Genomic DNA, 17,163 nt, shown 5'->3' on the forward strand with positions numbered 1-17,163 from the left:
CTGCTATTGTAGGAGAAAATGAAATAAAATTCATGATAGTTTCTGCGATTTTCACCGCACCCTAACTGGAATTATATCATATTTTACGGGAAAATGCCGCAGGCATCTGCACATTCGCAGGTGCCCGCGGCATTCCATAGTTACTGCTTCCACTTCACAAAATGATAGCTGTCCAGTATCTGCATGTATTTGGCCAGCCGCTCGTAGAGCGGCGAAGCCTCGTCACCGAACTGCGCCTCCACCAGCTTGCCCAAATCCAGGAGACTTCTCTCCCCATCCATCAGCGGCCACACATAGCTGCCCATCTGGTCCAGATGGATATGGCTCACCTTTGGTTTGTGAAACAGCTTCTGGGCAATCCGGTTGAACGCGCCGGTATTTTCAATATCCAGGGTCACAATCCCCGCCTCATCGGTGGACCAGGAGATTCCCTCCGGCCTCATGGGGATTTTGTCCAGGTAATTTTCACTGCCCATTTTCTTATTCTTTCCCATCATCACCTATACCGTTTTCCGTTTCTTCCACAGAGAGAACTTGAGAAGCGTCAGTATCACCAGACCAAACACCACCAGACTTCCGATGTTGGAAAACGCCGCCGGCAGATTCAGCATCCCGGATAAATCGATGGCTTTGTCAAGTCCGAACACCGCCAGCAGGGCCAGCAGGATTCCCACCAGACCTTCCCCGGCAATCATGCCGGAGCAGTAGAGCAGGCCGTCGCTGACAATCGTCTCTTTCTCCTTCTCTTCCCGCTTCATCCGGTCAAAGGCCAGACGCACCAGGCCGCCGGCCATGATGCAGGCATTTAACTGGACCGGCAGATACACGCCGATGGCGAAGGGAAGCACCGGAATCCCGACCACTTCCACCGCCACGGCCAGGAACACGCCCATGAACACCAGGGCCCACGGAAGGTTGTTCTCCATCACGCCCTCGATAATCATCTTCATCAGCATGGCCTGCGGCGCGCCCAGCTCCTCGGAGCCAAAGCCCCAGGCCGCATTCAACAGATACAGCACGCCTCCGATGGCAAATGCCGCCGAAATGACGCCGATAAACTCACCAATCTGCTGCTTCTTCGGCGTTGCCCCCAGCAGGTAGCCAGTCTTCAAATCCTGGGACGTATCCCCGGCAATGGCCGCCACGATACAGATGATGGAGCCGATGGCAATCGCCCCCTGCATGCCGTGAATTCCGCTATCGCCCGTCATTTTCAAAATGATGGTGGCAATCAGCAATGTGGCAATGGCCATACCGGACACCGGGTTGTTGCTGCTTCCCACCAGTCCCACCATTCTGGAGGACACGGTGGCAAAGAAAAATCCGAAGATGACCACGATGATGGCCCCCATCAGCGTCACCGGAATCACCGGCACCAGCCAGATTAACAGGGTGAGAACCGCGATGCCGATGATAATCAGCTTCATATTCAAATCCTGGCTGGTCCGGCTGCCACCCTCGCTCCTGGCTCCCGTCAGGCCCTTCATGGCGTCCCGAAAGGTGCGGATAATCAGAGGCAGGGATTTCACCAGGCTGATAATGCCGCCGGCCGCCAGCGCGCCGGCGCCGATGTAACGGATGTAGCTGCCCCAAATAGCGCCGGCGCCGCCCTCCGCGAATATCTGCCCAATGGGCTCCGTCCCCGGATACAGGGTCAAATCCGCACCAAACAGCACAATGGCCGGAATCAATACCAGCCAGCTCACGATACCGCCGGCAAACATGTAGGAGGAAATCCTCGGCCCACAGATATAACCCACACTCATAACCGCCGGGTAAATCTGGGTTCCTATCTCCCCCGCATACCCTTTCACACGGAAAGAAACCTCACTTGGCACCAGCTTCAGTCCATCGATGATAAATTTAAAGATAGCCGCAATCCCCATACCGGCAAATACGGTGGACGCGTTGGCGCCGCCCTCCTCACCGGCCAGCAGCACCTCCGCGCAGGCCGTTCCCTCCGGATAGGGAAGAATGCCGTGCTCTCTCACGATAAGCGCGTTGCGCAGCGGCACCATAAACAGCACGCCCAGAATTCCGCCGATAAACGCAATCAGCGTGATTTCCAGAATGCCTGGCGTCTCCATCTTGCCCTCGCCTGCCCACAGAAACAGCGCTGGCAGCGTAAAAATCGCCCCCGCCGCCAGGGATTCCCCCGCAGAGCCGATGGTCTGAACCAGGTTGCTCTCCAGAATGGATTTCTTGCGCATAATGCGGCGAATCACGCCCATGGCAATCACGGCCGCCGGAATGGAGGCGGAGATGGTCATGCCCACACGCAGACCCAGATAGGCATTGGCCGCCCCAAATACCACGGCCAGAATGATCCCCATCACAATCGATGTCACGGTAATCTCCGGCGTCACTTTGTCGGCCGGTATATACGGTTTAAACTCTTTTTGCTCGTTCATTATGTCTTTACTCCTTCTTCTCTTGATGTCAGCTTTATTAGTATAGTCAATTTGTCTGAATTGTGCAACCCAATTAGATAATTTGCCAGAAGGTAGCAAAAAAGCAGGCGCCCATAAAATTAGCGCCTGCCTTTGATCATGCTCTTGATTGTTCCTGATTGCCAATCGCTATGCGGTTTCATAACCCTTTTACGGTCTCGCCGGCATGGTAAAATGCGCCAGCGCCCGGTTCAGATAATCATTAAACGGCTTCATAGCCAGAAACCGCTCCGTTGCATACCGGATAAACTCATCCTTATCCTCCAGAAGCCCATCCTCAAAATGGTCCTCAATAAACCAGCTCTTAAATTTCAAAAACTCCGCCTGTGGACTCTCCTTGTCGTAGCCCGCCGGAACCTTTTTGAGGGCCGTGCCCTGGACCTGGAACTTCTGCCGGAAGGATTCTTCCTGAATAATCTCCTCCCACTCCTCCCCGTGAGTCGACAAATAGTCCCTCACCATGGCGGTGGCATCCTTAAACATGTCCGCAAAAAGTCCGCCTCCCAAAAACGAGCGGTTCCCCGGCTGGATATACAGAAAATATCCCACCGGAATCGGCAATTTTCCCGCCGATGAGATGTGGCACCGGAAGGACGGGTTATAAGGCGATTTGTCGTGGCTGAACCGGGTATCCCGCACCAGCTTAAACGTCAAATCCTTTGGTACGTTATACAAAATACTCCCGTCCACCTTCCCAATCTCCGCAATCAGGCCCCCGATGATTTCCTCAAATTCCCGGTTGGCCTCAGTAAGTTCCGCCTTGTGGGCGTGATACCACTCCCTGTCATTGTTCTGCTCAAGCGCAGATAAGTACGTTAATATTTGACTGCTCATACGACTCTTCCTCCTAAAGGCTCTGAATGGCCTGGAATTGGGACGACTGGATGAGGGCGGATATCCGCTCCTTCACCGCCGCGGGCGACTGATAGTCCGGCAGCTCCTCAAACAGCAGGGACAGCTCGTCTAACTTCTCCATCTCGTTTTTAAATTCCGACATGGTTCCCTTGTCTACTGGTTTCAACTGTAAAAAGTCCGGTCTCTCCGGATTGATGCGGTGCTGGGCAATGGCGTAGCCCACCCGTTTTTTGCAGGAGCAGCAGCCACTTCCGCTCAACCCGCAGTACTCCGCCAGAAAATCTCCCACCTTCCGGCGGATTCTGGACAGCCGCTGGCGGTAATTCTCCGCCGTCATATCCAGGATTTCTCCCGCAATTTTGCTGTCCACCTTGAACATGGTCCCCAGCACAAAGATGCAGCGGCTCTCGGCGTCCAGACACTGGAGCATCACATTGGTGCAGGACATCTTCAGTTCCTCCGCCATGGTCTCCCTGGTCATCTCGTCCACCAGCTGCTCCGTCTCGTCAACGGCGGCGTACTTGATATCATTTCCATAGAACTCAAAATCCAGGGGCTGTCTGGCAAACATGGATTTCTTATAATTGATTAAATAGTTGGTGGCAATGCGGTACACCCAGGTCTGAAAACTGCTCTCCTTCCGAAAGGTAGAGAGACTGGTCATGATGCGCACCAGAATATCCTGGGCAGCGTCCTCCGCGTCGGGGACAGTCCCAAGCATCCGCAGGGACAGGTTGAATACCATGTCCTGGACGCTGGCCAGCAGCTGCTCCAGCCCTTCCGCATTTCCATCCAGGGCCAAATCTATGAGGCGGTTTGTTTCCTGTTGATTCATAAATAGTTCCTCCATCCGTATTTTTCCATGTGATTTTCCTCCTTTTTCCTATTAGACAACAAAAAAGGTCGGTTGTGACAATATTTTACCATCTTTTTCTGCCCAACACAAAAAATTCCGGAAAAACCGTCAAAGCAGCACGGTTTTCCCGGATTCTTCCTGTCATAAATCAATTAAACGCCGGACGGACAGCCCTTCATCTCCTGGCCGATATTCAGGATATGGTCCCCGATACGCTCGAAATCGGTGAGCATTTCCGAGTAAATGACGCAGGCCTCCTCGTTGCATTTGCCCTCCCGCAGACGGCCAATCTGGCTCTTCCGGAACATGGCGGTCATGTCGTCAATTCTCTGCTCCAGCTCCTCAATCTGACGGAACAATTCCTCCGGCTCGTCCTGGATGCAGGACATGGTATTCATGGCCTCCAGGCTGACCCGGTGCATCTGCTCCACCTCCCCGCTGGCCGACTTGGACAGGGTGATGTGAAGTTTGTCCATCAGCTTGGCGTAACCGGCCAGGTTCATGGCGTGGTCGCTGATCCGCTCCAGGTTGCCCGTCACCTTAAACAGCGCGCTGATCAACTCCGAGTCCCTGTCGTTGGTCTCGTTGACGATCATCCGGGAAATGCCTTTGGTGATTTCCTGGTTCAGATAGTCCACGTACTCCTCCCGCTCCTCCACAAGGGCCGCCAGTTCCGGCTTGCGCTCCAGGATGGAACGGAAACTCATATCCACATTTTCCCTCGCCATATCCGCCATGCGGACCAATTCATTCCGCACGCTGTTGATGGCAATGGCGGAGGCGCCGATGGACAGCTCCCCGTGATAATCCGCCTGTTTCATAAACTCCAGGGTATACACGCCGCTGGTCTCGCCGGGACGCTCCGGCAGCAGACGCTCCGCCAGCCGTGCCAGCTTTGTGCCAAAGGGCAGCAGCAGTATGGTGGTGGCAATATTAAACAGGGTATGCATGTTGGCAATCTGGGCCGGCGGATTCCCCGGCGTCAGGCCCTCCACAAAGGAAGTCAGCGGGAAGGCAATGCAGATGATGGTAAACAGCACGGTGCCGAACACATTGAATATCAGGTGGATGACCGTGGCCCGCTTCGCGTTGCGGCTGGTGCCAACGGCGGCCAGCACGGCCGTGATACAGGTACCGATATTCTGTCCGAACAGCACGAATACCGCGTTGTCCAGGCCAATCACCCCGCTGACTGCCAGCGCCTGCAAAATGCCGACGGAGGCGGAGGATGACTGGATTACCGCCGTGAAGACGGCTCCCGCCAGAATGCCCAGCAGCGGGTTGGAGAATTTCGTCATCAAATCCACAAACGCGGCGGAGTTTCGCAGCGGCACCATGGCGTCGCTCATCATGCCCATGCCGATGAAGAGAATGCCAAGCCCGGCCACAATCTGTCCGTAGTGCTGCACCTTCAGCTTCTTAATAAAGACCACCATCAGCACGCCGATAAATGCCAGCAGCGGCGCGATGGCTCCCACGTCCAGCGCAATCAGCTGTCCGGTGATGGTCGTACCCACGTTGGCGCCCATGATAATCCAGACCGCCTGGCGCAGCGTCATCATTCCCGAATTGACAAACCCCACCACCATGACCGTGGTGGCGGAGGACGACTGAATCACCGCCGTGATGCCGGCGCCCACAATGACGCCCAAAAACCGGTTGGCCGTCAGCTTCTCCAGAATCTGTTTCATCCGGTTGCCCGCCGCGGCCTCCAGACCTCCACTCATCATCTGCATCCCATACAGGAAGAGCCCCAGCCCTCCCAGGAGACTAAATACCCCTATTATACTCATAAATGTTCTCCCGTTCTCCCTTTTTCTTTTTTTAATGATTGTTAAATTTAGATTAGCAGTATGTAAAATCCTGCTCCACAAAGATTATAGCCAGAAACAGGGAAAACACTCAATAGGGGGCGATGATATTTAACGTATATTTAACCTGGATTTTACATAACGAGGAAAAATGCTGGGAAAACAGTGTTTTATTGACAAATATTTAACAATGCAAAAAGGAATCACAGGCCACGATGACACCTGCAATTCCTTTTTATATTCACTGCCGGTTACCGGCCGTCACTATTTTGTCTCTTCTACCGCCTTCTCCTCCCGGCGCTCTCTCGTATCAATCTCCTGTCTGACCGCGCTGATGAAGGCGTCAATCTCCTTCTGCCCTTCGTCGCCCTCGTAGCGGCTTCTCACCGACACCAGACCGCTCTCCTCCTCCTTCTGGCCCACCACCAGCATGTAGGGAACACGCTCGTTTCTGGCCTCCCGAATTTTGTAGCCGATTTTCTCCGCCCGGTCGTCCATCTCACAGCGGATACCGGCAGCTTTCAGCCGGCTCATCACCTGATGGCCGTAGTCTAAATATTTGTCGGAGATGGGAAGCACCTTCACCTGCACCGGCGCCAGCCAGGTAGGGAATTTTCCTGCAAAATGCTCCGTCAGAATTCCGATAAACCGCTCGATGGAGCCGAAGCAGACACGGTGAATCATGATGGGCCGGTGCATTTCCCCGTCAGCTCCGTTGTACTCGGCCTCGAACCGCTGTGGCAGCTGGAAATCCAGCTGGATGGTACCGCACTGCCAGGTTCTGCCGATGGCGTCCACCAGATGAAAGTCGATCTTCGGTCCGTAGAAGGCGCCATCCCCCTCGTTGACGATGTAGTCCAGCCCCATATCCTCCAGGGCGTCACGCAGGCCGTTTGTGGCCATCTCCCAGTCCTCGTCGCTTCCCATGGAATCCTCCGGTCTGGTGGACAGCTCGATGAAATATTTAAATCCGAACAGGCGGTAAACCTCGTCAATCAGGCGGACCACCCCCTTGATTTCATCCCGAATCTGCTCCGGTGTCATGAAAATGTGGGCGTCATCCTGATTGAAGCATCTGACACGCATCAGGCCGTGGAGGGCGCCGGATTTCTCATGGCGGTGCACCAGGCCCACCTCGGCGAGACGGAGGGGCAGTTCCCGGTAAGAGTGGGGCTGGGACTTGTAGACCAGCATGCCGCCCGGACAGTTCATTGGCTTGATGGCGAAGTCCTCCCCGTCAATGACCGTGGTGTACATATTCTCTTTGTAGTGGTCCCAGTGGCCGGAGGTCTCCCAAAGCTGGCGGTTCAGCATGACGGGGGTGGAGATTTCCACATAGCCCTCCCGCTCATGGATTTCCCGCCAGTACTGCATCAGGGTGTTTTTTAAGACCATTCCCTTTGGCAGGAAGAAGGGGAAACCGGGGCCTTCGTCGGTGAACATGAATAAGCCAAGCTCCTTGCCCAGCTTTCTGTGGTCACGCTTTTTCGCCTCCTCCAGCATGGTGACATACTCTTCCAAATCCGCATTTTTGGTGTAGGCAGTGCCGTAGATTCTGGTGAGCATCTTGTTCTTCTCATCGCCACGCCAGTAGGCGCCGGCATTTTTCATCAGTTTGATGGCTTTCACCGGTTTGGTGGACATCAGGTGGGGTCCGGCACAGAGGTCCGTGAATCCCCCCTGGCGGTAGAGACTGATGACGGCGTCCTCCGGAAGGTCCTGAATCAGCTCCACCTTGTAGGGCTCGTTTTTCTCCCGGAAGAACCGGATGGCATCTTCCCTTGGAAGTTCAAAGCGCTCCAGCGGCAAATCCTCCTTCACAATCTTCTTCATCTCGGCTTCGATGGCCGGGAAATCCTCGGTGGTGATAGGGGTCTCGATATCCAAATCATAGTAGAAGCCATCGTCGATGGACGGGCCGATGGCCAGCTTCGCCTCAGGGTACAGACGCTTGATGGCCTGGGCCATAATGTGGGAAGCGGTGTGGCGGAAGGCGTCACGCCCTCCCTTGTCCTCAAAGGTGAGAATGTTCAGCGCGCAGTCCCTGTCAATGACGGTCCGCAAATCCACCCGCTCGCCGTCCACCTCCCCGGCGCATGCCACTCTCGCCAGACCCTCGCTCACGTCTTTTGCGATGTCTAACACCGATTTTGCCTCGGCGTACTCCTTCACAGAGCCGTCTTTTAATGTGATTTTCATGTTTTTGTTCTCCTTTCCTGGCCGCAGGTTGTCCCTGCATCCGCCATGCATCATGTAAATCAATCCTGATTGATAATTCTGCAATAGAAAACGCCCCCTGCGCTTTCTATCAACGCAAGGGGCGAATAGTTCATTCGCGGTTCCACCCTTATTATCCCATGGGCCGGACGGCCGTCATGGAACATCTCATCTGTGATGATAACGGAATCACCGGACCTGATTGGGGCCACTCTGAGCTGGTTTTCCTCACACGGTCCGCTGGGATACTCTCAGCCTGGCAGATATCTGCCCCGCATCCCTCTCTGGAAGCCTTCCATATGGTACTTTTCTCATCTACGTGCTGCATAAATTATAGTGCAAAGTTGGAACGGTGTCAAGGTTTGCAAAACTTTCCAAAAAACGTTTTCTCCGCCCCGTTTCTCTGGTATAATAGAGGTTATGCAGCATTACTTTGTTACAAAATTATCAAAATATGAAACTTCGAAGGGGACAAACGTATGAAAATGACAGAATTAAAATGTACCGCCTGCAACGGTACTTTAAAGTTCGACGAAAACAACCCGAATATTGCCGTCTGTGAATACTGCCACACCAAATATGTCATCGAGGACGCCGGCAGCGACCACGCACGGCTGGGAACACCGCCGCCAAACTGGTACGCGCCTCAGAATTCCGGCTCGTCATCCTCCGGGACTTCCGGTTCCTCCGGCGGAAAGAAAGCCACCGGCTGGGAGCCTTACGGCTGGAAACGGGGAACTGCCCTGGTATGCATCGGGCTGGTACTGGTCTTTGCCATCAACGCCAAGGGACTGATCCGGCGCTGGAACATGGACCATCCCAAGAAATCTGACATTATGATGGACTCACAGGCCGTGGAGGTGATGGGGGAAGAGGAAGAGGATTTCTCCTCCATACCGGACACCCCGTTTACGGGAGCATTTGCCATGATGGCGGAGGCGGCCTGCGGAAAGCCGGCGGACGAAATCACGCCCCAGGAGCTGGAGAAATTCCAGTGGCTGGCAACGAAATATACGGATATGGGCAGTGTGCTGGCGGTAGGATACAGCTATGATGATCCCTACACCTCCGACACGGCCTCCCTCACCTGGGTGCCTCTTTCCAGGGACGCGGCTAAGCTTGACACCTCCCAGCTGGCCCGGTTCACCGGACTGAAAAAGCTGGATTTGAGCGGCAGCATTTCCTCCGGGGATTTGAGCGGTCTTCCGATACAGGGAATCAGCTGTTACAGCGACTCTCCGGCGGAACTGGCAGAGCGTCTCGGCGATGCGGCGGCCCAGTTAAAGGAAGTCAATATCACGGCCAGTCTGGAATCCTTAGACGGCATCACCGCCTTTACCGGGGCGGAGAAAATGTCCATCTACGGCGGACATCTGACGGACATCACCATGCTGGCAAACTTGAAGAACGTGACCTCCCTGACCCTGGATTACTGCGACGACGTGACGGATTTCTCCGTGCTGTCGGTAATGCCTTGGCTGAAGGAGCTTTCTATTGAGTCGGAAGGCCTGCGGGATATCGGATTTGTGTCCAAGATGCCGGAATTGACCTCCCTGACCCTGGAGGACACCAGCATTCTGCATGTGAACGGGCTGGAGGGCAACACCACCCTGACTTCCCTCTCCATTGACCGGTGCGGGGAAATGAAGGACTGCGGCGCCATCAGCGGACTGACCGGGCTGCAGAAACTGTTCCTGGATATCCCCTACGGCTGTGCGGAGCCGGATTTAAACGGGCTGACGGGACTGACCGAGCTGACGGTTTCCGGGTTCGACAATATTGGCTTCCTGCGGAATATGCCCCAGCTGACGACACTGACGCTGGACGGATGCCAGATTAGTGACACCGGAGCGTTTGCAGGGCTGACCGGATTAAAGGAATTAAACTGCTCCCATGTGTACGGGGATTTGGCAAACTGGAATTTCGTGGGCGGGATTCCGGGGCTGGAGATTCTGGATTTGAGCGGGGTTTCCACCTATGAGGATGTCTCCTCCCTGTTCCTGATTCCAACCCTTCAGGAGCTGTACTTAAACGGGATGGAGTGCGAGCTGAACTTCTCGAAGCTGGCCGTCAACGAGTCCCTGACCACCCTGGAAATGGATGGGATGAAATTTTACACCAACGTGAAGATTTCCGGCGGCGGCGGGATTTATTCCATCGACTATGACAAGGTGTCCCTGGATGAGCACACGGATTTCCTGACGAATTACCCGAATTTAAAGAACCTGAGTCTGGCGGACAACACCCTGACCAATGTGGATTTCGCATCCTCCCTGGGAGCGCTGGAGACCCTCAACATCAGCGGAAATTATGTGACGGATTTAAAGCCGCTTGAGACATTAAAGGCGCTGAAAATGGTGGACAGTACCGGTAACCCCATTGAGAATTACCGGGTGCTGGGAGATGATGTGCTGATTTTGAAATAATATCATATAAAATAATAAATATTCTGGAGGAACTCTCATTATGGTAGTAACAGCGGATGATAAGATAAAAAGCAGTTTGATGCGGGATGGAAGCCATCTGAAATACACAAGAAGCTATGCTGGCGCAGGCGCGGGTCTGATGGCCGGAGGCTTCATGCTGGGCGTGATGGGCGCTCTGATTGGAGCCATGTTATTTTTCATGGATATGATGTTTCAGGGAATTGTGGTGGTTGCAATTTCCTGCGTAATCGGCGCCATTATGGTCGTCCCAGGCGTCCTCATGAAGGCCAAACGGCTCAATGCCTATATGGATTATTACGTGGAACGAAGCGGTTATTCCAGGGAAATGCTGGAGGAATTTGACCGGGAGTTCGCCAACGGCACCGTGATGCTGTTCAGCCCGGGCCGGACCCTCAGCACGGAGAACAAGCGTGACGCCGCCGTTCTCACGGACCACTGGTTCAAACTGCCCTACATGCTGCCGTTAAAATACTCCGGTCTGCACCGGGTGGAGGACATGGCCGCCGTTTTCTATGAGGCAAAGCCCTACATCAACGGCCAGAAATATGACCCGCTTCTGTTCACTGTCAACAGCTCCGGGGAGGGATATTACTGCAAGAGTCCCAACAAGGAGTTCGCCGAGTCTTTGGTAAGTGAGATTGCCAAGAGGAATCCTGGGGTGATTACGGTGAGAAAGATTACGGTGGACGGAAAGAATTATGACTGCGTGACCCAGCCGGCAGAGGTTGCCGCACTGTTCCGGGCGGCGCGGGAAGGATAAATGATACATATACGCGACGTTAATAGAAGGGCTCCCGCCAGTGATATGGCGGAGGCCCTTCTTCCTGTTTCTTTTATCTCGTGTTTTCAAGCCAGCTGGTAAATCCCCAAAAATCCGATTCCCACAAAATATAGCAAAATTCCCGTCCACAACAGACGTTTCGTCTTCCCGCTGATTCCGGCGAACTCCTTATAATATATCCCCCAGAAAATCGTCCACACGTTGGCGGACTTGCCAAACAGGAAGGACAGCGTCGCACTGATGGCCGGCATGGAATAGATGGATATCAGATTGCCGCCATAGTGGCAGACGGCGGCAATGGCGCTCAAGAGAATCGGCTTCTTCCCCGTGCCGATACACAGGACCTTTTTCCACTCCCGCTTTACCGTAAACTTGATGCCCAGCAGAATTCCCACACTGAGAAAGGACCCGGTAACCATGTAAGCGCAGGTCAGCACCGGCGCAAACCCTCTGGCCGTTCCGGCCGCCGTCCCCACGCTCCATCCGTTGGTGAAGATGGCGGTCAGCAGCATCAGAACCAGCACCCGGCCTGTCACCACACTTTTTCTCTTCTTAGCGTGATACAGTTCCTGGTCCCGCTTCTCGGCGGCCAGGTTGCAGATAAGGCCGGCCACCAGCAGGACCACGGCAGTGAGGACTATCAGCAGGAGGCCGTATTTCCCATCGGGAAGTCCCTCCTCACTGATGGAGGTCAGTAACCCCAGCACAATGCCCACACCGCCGCTGATGGTGGTGGACAACAGCAGTCCCACCTCGCCGATAATCGTCAGGGAGAAATAAAGTCCCAGGGACATCAGCCCGCCTCCATAGAGAATCCGCAGCACCGTGGCCCTGTTTTCCAGGGTCGTCTCAAGAATCCCCATCTCCAGGAGATAGGGCGATACGATGAGGGTCACGCCCCAGATAAAAATAAAAGAAAAACCGTACATCAAAAAGATAATCCCCGATATGGGATACCCGTCCAGATGCTTCGTAATCTGCATCCAGCTTCCCCACATGGCCGCCGCCATCAGTGTGAGGACGATTGAAACTTCCACCGAAAAATACGTTCCCATATAGCCCGGACCTCCTGTCTTTGGTACGTATCAGACTCTAGCCGCAAAGGATGGCCAGCTCCACCTCTTCGCCGCCCCGATAATCAACAGCAAAGATTCCCTGGTCAGGGGCCAGTAACGGCATTCCTTCATGGATTATGACGTCCAGACTGCCGCCGGTCACCGCCGCTTTCGTCCTGGCGGCGGCGGACAACGCGGCCTTTATGACTTCCGCAGCCCCATCGTCCACCTCACCCGCCATCCATCCCCGCCGGTTCACCCTGGCCGGAACCATACGATCCAAATCCTCCATAATATCCTGCCGGATATCCGCCTTCTCCCGGTTGGTCATAACCACGGCCGCCTTATCGTCCAAAGCCGTGACAACGCAGACTCCTTCCCGTATCCCGGAGCGCACAATAGCCGCCATCACCGTATCCGTAATCTCCCCCATTCCGGGCCTGCATAACAGAACCTTCTCTCTCATTCTCCCAGCCTCCTAACCAGCCCAAATCTCGCTGTCCTTAATCGTGCAGCCCACCTTCGACTGTCTCTGCCTGGAATCCGCACCTCTGAAATACGGCTCCTCCCGGTACGCCGCCACATAGGCCGCCAGCAGCGTCCCCGGCAGGTAATCCAAAAGCGGAGCCAGGAACTCATATCCCGCTGGCGCCTTCGGAACCGTGCAGACCTCCGCCCGCCCTTTGACGCCGTACTCCTCCTTCGACTCATCCGTCACCAGCAGCACCGGCCTTCCAACCCCTTCCGCCTGGGAAATGGTCTCCAGTACGCGGGATTGGTTCGGCTCCCCGCCATGGGCCGTGACGATCACCCCCAGAAGCTCCGGGTCATGCTTAAAATAATTCACATGGCACCAGTCCTCCGTGTCCGTGGTGGACGCCATCATTCCAGCCGCCTCCACATATTTGGCACCCACAAAATAGGAAGTGGCAAACGAGGTGCTGTCCCCCACCGTCTCCACCGCCCGGTGCTCCTTCCATCTGCCGGCCAGCGCAAACATCTGCCCGTCGATCTCCTCCAGCCGCTCTCCATATTCTTTTGCCAGCTCCCGCACCTTCTCCATCAGCTCCGCCATAGCGCCCTCCGGGCAGGTCCCTTTGGCCTCCCCCATGGCCGCCGCCAGCCCGAACAGCCCCAGCACCGACGCATAGTAGTTGCGAAGCCCCGGCCCCGGTTCCGGAAAATCCGGTGTGTTGACAATCAGCGAATACTCCGCCTCCCTGGCGCAGGGGGAATCTGCGTGGTTGGTCACAATCACCGTGTGACATCCCTTCCGCCTGGCATTGCGGAGCGCTTCCACCAGCCTGGTGGGACCGCCGGACGCGCTGACTCCCACCAGCAGCGTCCCCGCCGCCTGCTGCTCCTCTATCTCCGTATATCTGGCCGCCTCAATACACCGCACCGCGGTAAACTGGGAGGCAAAGGCCCCGGCATACCGTTTGAACGCCGGAATGCTGGCAATCCCCGCCAGATAGGAATCCCCGCAGCCGGTCACAATCACCCGGCGGATGCCCTTCAGAACCTCCGCCGGCACCGACTCCGCCACCCCCTTTACCACTCCGGCCACCTGCTCCTGGCACATAACCGGGATGTTGAAACACTGCCTGCGCAGCTGGTTATCGTACTTTAATCTCTCCATCTTCTCATCCCTCTCTCTATCCGTTTACCCGTGAATCACGCCCACATAAAACGTTCTGGGCCTGGGACCGTCATACTCCGCAAACACCACCGCCTGACCTTCCCCCAGCGCCAGTTCCCCATCCTCAATCACCAGCGACAGCTGGCTGTCCGTGATGGCCGTCTTCACATGGCCCCCGGCGTCCGCCGCCGTCTCCCGGTGCTTGAAATCTGCCCTGGTAGGCACTAACTGCTCGATATCCTCCATGATATCCCGCCTAGCCCCTTCCTCCTTCGAACAGAGCAGCAGCCCCGCCGTGGAGTGAAGCTGGGCGATATGGCAGATGCCATTGCGCACCCGGCTTTTGGCGACGCTCCGCCTCACCTCGTCCGTGATGTCGTGCATCCCCATATAGCAGGTCTTCACCTGATAGCTGTCAAGCTCCAGCCCCGCCTCCACCACCTGGATGTGGCAGGTTCTCTGCCGCGGCCCGTCAAATTCCAGCAGCACCAGCCCCTGGGAGGAGCCAAGCACCGGCTTCCCCTCGTGAACCAGCAGCATGGCGCTTCTGCCCACCACAGCCCCTTTTACATTTCCCGACACGTCAAAGGGGGATGTCTGGCTGTGATAATCCACCCGGGCCGGAAGATTCCTTCCTATCTCATCCATCAAATCATCCAGCCCTCTCTTGTCCCAGAAGGAGGTAATGCCAAGTCCCGTCGACGCCCCCTCCAGGGAAACGACGCAGTAGCCCTCCCGGACGCCGCTCTCCGCAACCGCCCCGCGGACCTCCTCCGTGATGGAAGGATAACCGCCAAATGCCGTGTCCACTGTCTTTCTAACGTACATATGCCAGCCCCCTCCTTACAGATGAATTTCGATCTGACTGCTCTTCATGGTCATGATATCCGGATTCATAAACCGGCCGCCGCCATTGTACTCGTGAAGGGTAGTGTCAAACTCGTTAAAGAATTTCCGCCCCGCCAGGGTACTGCAGTATCCGGCCAGCAGAGACACCGGCGCGTAGTCCATCAGCGGCATCAGCCAGCGATACCCCTCCGGTGTATCCGGTATCACGCACACATGGGCCTCCTCCGGAAAATCTTCCCTCTCCCCGTTAGTGACCACCAGAAGCGGACGCCCAATCCCGCAGGCCGCTCTGGCCGTCTCCCGCTCCCTTCCATAGCCCGGAGCATGCTTATCCGCAAACAGCACGGTTCCCACCGTCTCCGGGTTCTTCACGTGGTAATCAATGTGGCACCAGTCCTCCGAGTCGTCGTGGTTCGCCGTCACTCCGGTCACCTCCACAAATTTCTCCAGGCAGAACAACGCCGAGTAAAGCTCCGGTCCATCCCCGATAAAATCAAACCGCTCAAAATCCTTCCAGGTCTTGGCCAGTTCAAACATCTGCTCATCAATACTCTCCATCACTTCACGGTAACTGTGCACATAGCCACGAATCGCTTTCTGGAATTCCAGCTCCGCCCCGGGCGGCAGAATCCCTCTGACCCGCCCCATCCGGCAGGCCAGGGCCGCAAGACCCACAATCCCCGCAAAATAGGAGCGGAGTCCCGGGAAATCCTCCGGCATTTTCGGCGTGTTTAAGAAGAACACCCGCTTCGCCTCCTTCGCCGACAGACTCTCCCGGTTGTTGGTCAGAAGCATGGTAAACGCCCCCCATCTCGTTGGCCTTTTTTCAGAATCTCCCTGATTCTGGCGGTGCCGCCCCCCGCGCTGATGGCAATCACCAGCGGGCTGTCCGGCTCCCCGCTTCCCACGTCCTCCAGCTTCATAAACCGCGCAAACTCCATGGGCTCCACCGCCTCGCAGTGAAACACCCCCGTGTAAGCAAGCAGCACGCCAGCCATGGCACCGGCCGCCGCAATGGAGTCCCCGCACCCGGTAATATAGATTTTCCTCACATTAAATATCTCCGCCATGGACATAAGCGGATGTAGAACCTCCTCCGAAAAACAGATGTCCAGCTGGGCGTCCACCAAATCCACCAGGCTGAGAACCTGATTCCCCAGCGGATTGGCATAATCCTTTTTATTGATTCCAGTATCCATGTCCGTACCCCTCCTTTGCCAGTTTCCCGGCATATTCCTTTCGATACCTGTCATACAGCTCCCTGGCCTGGGCCCAGGAGCGCTCCCGCTCCCCCAGCATATCCGGTATCACCCCAAACTGGCTGATATTCCGGGCCGACGCCACATTGGCCATAATTCCCACCATCAGCGGGTCATACCCCTCCCCGTAAGCGTAGAGGGCCGCCCCGGTGGACGTGTTGCCGCAGCCGGTGGGGTCCACAATCTCATCCGACGGCGCCGGAGGAAGATAGTAGGCTTCCCTGGGCGTAACCGAATACAGCCCCCTCTCTCCCACCCGGAACAGCGTCATGTCCACCGGCAGCTTTTGGAGCTTCCCAATACATTCCTCCTCCGTCTCCACGCCGAACAGATTTCTGGCCTCCTGGATATTGATGGAGAAAATGTCCACGTCCCTCAGCGCATTCATCACCTCGTCCATATAGCTTAGGTAAGCGCTCGGCCCCTCAATCTCCCACATCAGCTTGAACCCATCCCTGGCCTTTATCTCATGCATATCCCTCCAGAAGACCCGGTCCACGTTCTGGGCAATGTATACGCCTTTCACGCCGCCGCCCTTCGTCCACACCTCAATCTCCTGGGGCGACGTTTTCATATAACCAAAGTCCTGAATCCAGTCACTGCGAAACCGCTTCACTCCCTGGTCGGCCTTGTAGGTTCCATCCTCCTGAAACACGATAAAGGAGTGGTTGCAGTGCTCCACCTTCACCTTGATGCCGTCGCCAATCACCTGGTTCCTCTCCATCCACTCATCAAACAGTCTGTGGTAATCCTCCCCCACATTGCTGCACTGCATCACGCTGTCTGTCCACAATTTCACCCCGGAATATGCAAAGGTAGCCGGTCCCCCGATATGGTCGCCATCCGATTGGCGGCCATCGGGAAAGCGGACCGTGTCAATCATCACATTTCCCGCAATCACATAGTCCATACTAACCTCCTGATACACTCTTTTTCCGTACATG

15 protein-coding genes are annotated in these 17,163 nt (G+C 55.6%); 2 read left to right on the forward strand and 13 right to left on the reverse strand.

Annotated features, from left to right (window positions below; all coding sequences use genetic code 11):
* Positions 1-140 precede the first annotated feature (140 nt).
* The 6 genes from HMPREF9473_RS18170 to thrS all read right to left on the reverse strand — a co-directional run bounded on the left by HMPREF9473_RS18170 (position 141) and on the right by thrS (position 8,171).
* Positions 141-497, reverse strand: coding sequence for a PqqD family protein (locus tag HMPREF9473_RS18170; protein ID WP_347509283.1), 357 nt, complete (start codon positions 495-497; stop codon positions 141-143).
* Between the two features lie 3 nt (positions 498-500).
* A complete protein-coding gene (locus HMPREF9473_RS18175) occupies positions 501-2,411 on the reverse strand; it encodes an OPT family oligopeptide transporter (protein ID WP_006781659.1) in 1,911 nt (636 codons plus the stop codon).
* A gap of 189 nt (positions 2,412-2,600) precedes the next feature.
* Positions 2,601-3,284 (reverse strand): DUF2461 domain-containing protein, encoded by a 684-nt coding sequence (locus HMPREF9473_RS18180; RefSeq protein ID WP_006781660.1) that lies wholly within the window; start codon positions 3,282-3,284, stop codon positions 2,601-2,603.
* A 13-nt stretch (positions 3,285-3,297) separates the two neighbouring features.
* On the reverse strand, positions 3,298-4,140 hold the full coding sequence (locus HMPREF9473_RS18185; RefSeq protein WP_006781661.1) for an RNA polymerase sigma factor: 843 nt from the start codon (positions 4,138-4,140) through the stop codon (positions 3,298-3,300).
* A gap of 173 nt (positions 4,141-4,313) precedes the next feature.
* Complete coding sequence (locus HMPREF9473_RS18190) at positions 4,314-5,954, reverse strand: Na/Pi cotransporter family protein (RefSeq protein WP_006781662.1); 1,641 nt, start codon at positions 5,952-5,954, stop codon at positions 4,314-4,316.
* A 282-nt stretch (positions 5,955-6,236) separates the two neighbouring features.
* Positions 6,237-8,171: a threonine--tRNA ligase gene (gene thrS / locus HMPREF9473_RS18195; RefSeq protein ID WP_006781663.1), complete on the reverse strand. Its 1,935-nt coding sequence runs from the start codon at positions 8,169-8,171 to the stop codon at positions 6,237-6,239.
* Between the two features lie 497 nt (positions 8,172-8,668).
* Here thrS and HMPREF9473_RS18200 point away from each other — a divergent pair, with 497 nt between their 5' ends.
* A complete protein-coding gene (locus HMPREF9473_RS18200; protein WP_006781664.1) occupies positions 8,669-10,615 on the forward strand; it encodes a leucine-rich repeat domain-containing protein in 1,947 nt (648 codons plus the stop codon).
* Between the two features lie 40 nt (positions 10,616-10,655).
* The gene (locus HMPREF9473_RS18205) at positions 10,656-11,396 is read left to right on the forward strand and encodes a hypothetical protein (RefSeq protein ID WP_006781665.1); all 741 of its coding nucleotides are present in this window, start codon (positions 10,656-10,658) and stop codon (positions 11,394-11,396) included.
* Positions 11,397-11,482: 86 nt separating this feature from the next.
* Here the strand turns inward: HMPREF9473_RS18205 and HMPREF9473_RS18210 are convergent, their stop codons facing one another.
* Genes HMPREF9473_RS18210 through HMPREF9473_RS18240 form a run of 7 tightly spaced genes read right to left on the reverse strand, consistent with a single transcriptional unit; the run spans position 11,483 to position 17,129 of the window.
* Positions 11,483-12,472, reverse strand: coding sequence for a hypothetical protein (locus HMPREF9473_RS18210; RefSeq protein ID WP_006781666.1), 990 nt, complete (start codon positions 12,470-12,472; stop codon positions 11,483-11,485).
* Between the two features lie 37 nt (positions 12,473-12,509).
* Entirely contained in the window at positions 12,510-12,938 is a 429-nt protein-coding gene (locus HMPREF9473_RS18215) for a YjbQ family protein (RefSeq protein WP_006781667.1), read from the reverse strand.
* A gap of 12 nt (positions 12,939-12,950) precedes the next feature.
* Positions 12,951-14,111, reverse strand: coding sequence for an SIS domain-containing protein (locus HMPREF9473_RS18220; protein ID WP_006781668.1), 1,161 nt, complete (start codon positions 14,109-14,111; stop codon positions 12,951-12,953).
* Between the two features lie 24 nt (positions 14,112-14,135).
* Positions 14,136-14,939, reverse strand: a complete 804-nt coding sequence (locus tag HMPREF9473_RS26450) for a secondary thiamine-phosphate synthase enzyme YjbQ (protein ID WP_006781669.1) — start codon at positions 14,937-14,939, stop codon at positions 14,136-14,138.
* A gap of 15 nt (positions 14,940-14,954) precedes the next feature.
* Positions 14,955-15,755, reverse strand: coding sequence for a hypothetical protein (locus HMPREF9473_RS18230; protein WP_006781670.1), 801 nt, complete (start codon positions 15,753-15,755; stop codon positions 14,955-14,957).
* Complete coding sequence (locus tag HMPREF9473_RS18235) at positions 15,746-16,159, reverse strand: hypothetical protein (protein WP_006781671.1); 414 nt, start codon at positions 16,157-16,159, stop codon at positions 15,746-15,748. Before HMPREF9473_RS18235 ends, HMPREF9473_RS18230 begins: the two co-directional genes overlap by 10 nt.
* Complete coding sequence (locus HMPREF9473_RS18240; RefSeq protein ID WP_006781672.1) at positions 16,140-17,129, reverse strand: carbohydrate kinase family protein; 990 nt, start codon at positions 17,127-17,129, stop codon at positions 16,140-16,142. Before HMPREF9473_RS18240 ends, HMPREF9473_RS18235 begins: the two co-directional genes overlap by 20 nt.
* Between the last annotated feature and the right edge of the window lie 34 nt (positions 17,130-17,163).

Source organism: Hungatella hathewayi WAL-18680, assembly GCF_000235505.1.
Taxonomy (GTDB): Bacteria; Bacillota; Clostridia; order Lachnospirales; family Lachnospiraceae; genus Hungatella_A; species Hungatella_A hathewayi_A.